The sequence below is a fragment of the Microcystis sp. M090S1 genome, from assembly GCF_020246295.1.
Taxonomy (GTDB): domain Bacteria; phylum Cyanobacteriota; class Cyanobacteriia; order Cyanobacteriales; family Microcystaceae; genus Microcystis; species Microcystis aeruginosa.
Genome location: NZ_JADBTF010000236.1, coordinates 1 through 3,903, shown reverse-complemented (window position 1 = coordinate 3,903; position 3,903 = coordinate 1). Strand labels below are relative to the sequence as shown.

Genomic DNA, 3,903 nt, shown 5'->3' with positions numbered 1-3,903 from the left:
GAAGAAGTTTCAGTATATCCTACTCTTTCTTGTCTTTCGTACCATGCTTGTGTTCTGAGATGGAGTGCCTTATTGTAAACTAATCTTACACAGCCCAAGGTGCGCCGCAATAGCGACTCTTGTTCTGCTGTGGGGTAAAATCGGTAAGAATAGGCTTTTTCCATGCCTTGGTTTTAGCATATATTCTGTAAATGCGCTAATATTTAACAGTAAAGCCGTCGTAAAACGACGGGGTTTCAGACCCAAAATTTTCGATGAAGATTCCCACTGCCGATACTCCCCTCTATAATCATCCCTTACCGGCGATCGAAGCATGGCTAGTTAAGTTAGGTTGTCGGAAAAATAGCGAGAATATCCACTGTTGGACCGTGGAAAAACCGACATGGAAAGCGGAAATCTGCCTCGAAATCGAAGAAATCACCGTTCGTTACTTTCGGGCAGCAAATGACGGCAGTGATATCAATCGCGCTTTTAAATACTCCCTTAGTCGCCAAGATATCGAATCGGCGGTTTTTTCCGGTCCCTAATCATCGGCCAAACTTTTGACTATTTCCAGTACACTTGTTCAGATTGAAATCAAAGCTCCCCCACAACTGGAACCGCTGCCGGCAGTGCAACCGTAGCAATAGGAAGCGGTTTGTACCTCTGCAATTAGCTCTAAAGTACCCGCTTGTAATAAATCTGGCAGGGTTAATTTTTGGCCTTGACCGGTGCAAGCGACCAGATCTTCCATCTGATTAAAATCGCAGTCATAGATATTACCCAAATAATCAATAGAAAGCTGATTACGACACATCAAATGCTCGACAGTATCGCCATTAAAATGGTCTTCGAGGAATTGAATATAGGGTTGATAGAGTTGCCGGTGTTCCAGATGGAAGCGTGTCCTTCCGACGGGTAGGTTAGTGATAGTAAATAGATTGTTAAAAGAAATATTAAAATGTTCTTGCAAGAACTTTTTGTAATCCCGTGTCAGGGATACCTGATCCGGTGTGAGAGAAAAATTCTCTGACTTAGGAATCTGGGGATTATAGACTAAATCCACAATCAAATTCGGCTCTTGAGCGTAGCCGAGACGGTTTAACCATTGTAAAGCGGCGATTGATCGGTCATAGACTCCCAGACCGCGCATTTTATCCACATTATCGGCAAGATAACAGGGTAAAGAAGCCACCACCCGCAACTGATGGCCAGCGCAATATTGAGGAATATCAGTAAATCCTTTCTCGAAATAAATAGTTAAATTCGAGCGCACAATTACCTGTTTCCCAGCTTTTCTAGAGATTTCCACAATCGGCTTAAAACCGTAGAGCATTTCCGGGGCGCCGCCGGTCAGATCGACGGTTTTAATTTGGGGAAATCTTTCGATCAGTTCGATAATTTGTTTGCACACTTCTGGAGTCATTTCTTCGGAGCGAACTGGACTAGCTTCCACATGACAATGGCTACAAGCAAGGTTACATCTTTTCCCCAAATTAATTTGCAGAACCGAGATTTTTTGCTTAGTTAAAGGAGTTTTTAGTTTCTCAACAAAAGGAGTCATGGGAGAGTAAACAGTAATCAGTAAACAGTAATTAGTAAACAGTAATTAGTAAACAGTAAACAGTGACCAATAACTAATCAATGATAACTGATAACTGATAACTGATAACTGGTAACTGGTAACTGATAACTGATAACTGATAACTGGTAACTGGTAACTGATAACTGAGGGATCGAACTTGTCTCGACGCTGCTTTTTTAACAGCAACCGCCCCCGTTATAGTGCCAAGTGGACTCGGTGATGAGGATATCTTGGGGAGAGGAGCGAGCTAAGTTGCCCGCAGTTTTATCACAGACGGCCACCGGCAATCCTTTGGCTAAAATATGCCCGGCACCATCATCGAAAATTGCCTCCGTACCAGTATAAATAGCAGTTTTGCCCGTAAAAATACAGGCCCCATCTTCGGGAATAGCTAGTTTAAAAGCAACGGAATCCAAACTTTCTAATAGGAGCGGATCGGCTAAATTATAACTCTGACAGTCCAGTAAACGATAGGGACGACGGGCCCGAATTTCTACCTGACCAAAACCAGCATCGATCAACTGTTTAATATAATCATCGTAGGTTAAGGCCCCCGATAGACACATAGCTCGTAAACGCTGATCTTCTTGCAAATGTTCGGGGATTGGACGAGTGGCGATCGGATCGCTCATCAGTAAACGTCCTCCCGGTTTTAAGACGCGAAAAGCTTCCCGTAAAGCTAACTGTAAATCGGCTGGTTTAAAGATATTAAAAAGACAATTCTGCGCCACTACATCGACGGAGGCATCCTCCACCGGCAATTCAAAAGCGGAACCATCTCTAATTTCCACAAAATCGAGACTAAACCAGGGATTTTCCAGCAGCGCTTCGCTGAGATTTCTTTGGGCTGCCCAACGCATTTCTGGCACTGGATCCACCGCAATTACTCCCCCTGGACGACGGGAAAAATAGGCGAATTGCAGTGCTTCTAAACCACCACCCACACCCACATACAAAACCCTGGGAGAATTGCCTAATTCATTAACCTGCACCGTCGTGCCACAACCATAGTTCATCTCCTGCATAATGGCAGGGATTTTTAACCCCGGTAGTTGCAAAGGACTGCTTTGGACACAACATAGCCCCACTTCGGGAGTTTGGGCTACTTCGCTGTAAAATTTGGCAGTAGCTTCCAGATAAGTCATTTTCATCCTTTAAACTCCTTTTCTCTGATCAATTCAAGGACCGACTTCGCATCCTCGCCCAACGCTATCGTAGCATTCGTACTGACCTATAAACGCTTAAAATGCGTCTTAGTTTATCTTGATGCTTCGAGAACTCGAATATAGTCATTTCAATTAAGATTGAGAATATCAATGCCAGAGTTCATAAGGGTTTAACCGGTCTAGAGTGTATCAGACTTATCTGAAATGACTATAAATCTTCTTTAGCTAAAATTTCTCTTTCTCTTGCTTTAGCTCTATATTGACACAAAATCTCTAACAATGACTCCTGTTCATCCTCTGATAAATTCTCAAAAGATTTGATCATTTCTTGCAAAGTCATCATTTTACCTCTTAACTCTCGATAAAAACCTGTCCATTTTTATTAGAACAAAAAAATCATCTATCAACCTTTAATTATTTTCAAAGATGATTTTATGGTAAACATCTGCGATTACTATCTGAATTCCCAAAGAGTTTAAATGAATTATCGTATCAGATTCATAAGCTCTAAACACCCAGCAATCGCCTTCTTTTTGAAAATGTTCAATATAACATTTTTCCTGCGAAATCAATAAATATTCCTGAAAAGTTGCAATGGTTCGATAAGCGGCAAACTTTTCTTCTCTGTCGTAACTTGCCGTTGCAGCAGACAAAACCTCAGTAATCAAAACAGGATTAATTAAAGTATCTTTGCGTCCTTCTTGATAAGTGAGAGGTTCAGGCATCACCATAATATCAGGATAGGTAGCTATTTGACGCTCAGGTATCCATAAACGCTGATCGGTGACAAAAACGGCATAGGGTTGATTCTTTAGTCCAGTATATAAAGCCACTAATAAATTACTGATAATGCGATTATGAGTCGGTGTTCCTCCTGTCATAGCAATAATTTTTCCATCCAGATATTCATGACGAGTTTGGGATTGTATTTCCTGCTCAAAATATTGACTAAGAGTATATTTTCCAGTGAGAGCGGTCATAATGATGATTTTTTGAGAATAAGCATTTTGCAGCGTTTTTCATTGTTCCCCAATTCTAACAACAAAAAAGCACCCCCTCGCGGGAGTGCCTTTTCGTTCAGACTAGGAATTAACCATTGATAGCGGGAGCAATCAGAGCTACAGGAGCCTGTTCACCACTAGCTAAGTCTAAGGGGAAGTTGTGAGCGTTGCG

The 3,903-nt window shown here is 41.8% G+C and carries 7 protein-coding genes and 1 pseudogene; 2 read left to right on the top strand and 6 right to left on the bottom strand.

The genetic code is table 11. The features are described from left to right. A partial coding sequence (locus IM477_RS10620) for a helix-turn-helix domain-containing protein (protein WP_287731668.1) occupies positions 1-164 on the bottom strand: 164 nt, incomplete at its 3' end. 90 nt (positions 165-254) lie between these two features. On the opposite strand from IM477_RS10620, the gene IM477_RS10615 reads away from it, so the two are divergent. Continuing rightward, entirely contained in the window at positions 255-527 is a 273-nt protein-coding gene (locus tag IM477_RS10615; RefSeq protein WP_159248869.1) for a DUF3143 domain-containing protein, read from the top strand. 38 nt (positions 528-565) lie between these two features. Here IM477_RS10615 and arsS read toward each other — a convergent pair whose 3' ends face one another. After that, entirely contained in the window at positions 566-1,543 is a 978-nt protein-coding gene (gene arsS, locus IM477_RS10610) for an arsenosugar biosynthesis radical SAM (seleno)protein ArsS (RefSeq protein WP_287731667.1), read from the bottom strand. A gap of 197 nt (positions 1,544-1,740) precedes the next feature. Further along, positions 1,741-2,715, bottom strand: coding sequence for an arsenosugar biosynthesis arsenite methyltransferase ArsM (arsM, locus tag IM477_RS10605; RefSeq protein ID WP_287731666.1), 975 nt, complete (start codon positions 2,713-2,715; stop codon positions 1,741-1,743). Here arsM and IM477_RS23350 point away from each other — a divergent pair. Continuing rightward, a pseudogene (locus tag IM477_RS23350) lies at positions 2,715-2,798 on the top strand (type II toxin-antitoxin system RelE/ParE family toxin); the annotation flags it as partial. The gene arsM and the pseudogene IM477_RS23350 sit on opposite strands and share 1 nt — an antisense overlap. Positions 2,799-2,938: 140 nt before the next feature. Here the strand turns inward: IM477_RS23350 and IM477_RS10600 are convergent. The 3 genes from IM477_RS10600 to IM477_RS10590 form a co-directional block, all read right to left on the bottom strand. Beyond that, positions 2,939-3,073, bottom strand: coding sequence for a hypothetical protein (locus IM477_RS10600; protein ID WP_287731665.1), 135 nt, complete (start codon positions 3,071-3,073; stop codon positions 2,939-2,941). Between the two features lie 67 nt (positions 3,074-3,140). Beyond that, on the bottom strand, positions 3,141-3,710 hold the full coding sequence (locus tag IM477_RS10595; RefSeq protein WP_287731664.1) for a Uma2 family endonuclease: 570 nt from the start codon (positions 3,708-3,710) through the stop codon (positions 3,141-3,143). A gap of 109 nt (positions 3,711-3,819) precedes the next feature. Beyond that, the coding region (locus tag IM477_RS10590) for a photosystem II protein D1 (RefSeq protein ID WP_287712705.1) at positions 3,820-3,903 on the bottom strand (84 nt) is incomplete at its 5' end.

Bases quoted from the DNA above. Each gene is read 5' to 3' on its own strand.
- IM477_RS10615 (WP_159248869.1), top strand. From the start codon at position 255: ATGAAGATTCCCACTGCCGATACTCCCCTCTATAATCATCCCTTACCG.
- arsS (WP_287731667.1), bottom strand. From the start codon at position 1,543: ATGACTCCTTTTGTTGAGAAACTAAAAACTCCTTTAACTAAGCAAAAA.
- arsM (WP_287731666.1), bottom strand. From the start codon at position 2,715: ATGAAAATGACTTATCTGGAAGCTACTGCCAAATTTTACAGCGAAGTA.
- IM477_RS10600 (WP_287731665.1), bottom strand. From the start codon at position 3,073: ATGATGACTTTGCAAGAAATGATCAAATCTTTTGAGAATTTATCAGAG.
- IM477_RS10595 (WP_287731664.1), bottom strand. From the start codon at position 3,710: ATGACCGCTCTCACTGGAAAATATACTCTTAGTCAATATTTTGAGCAG.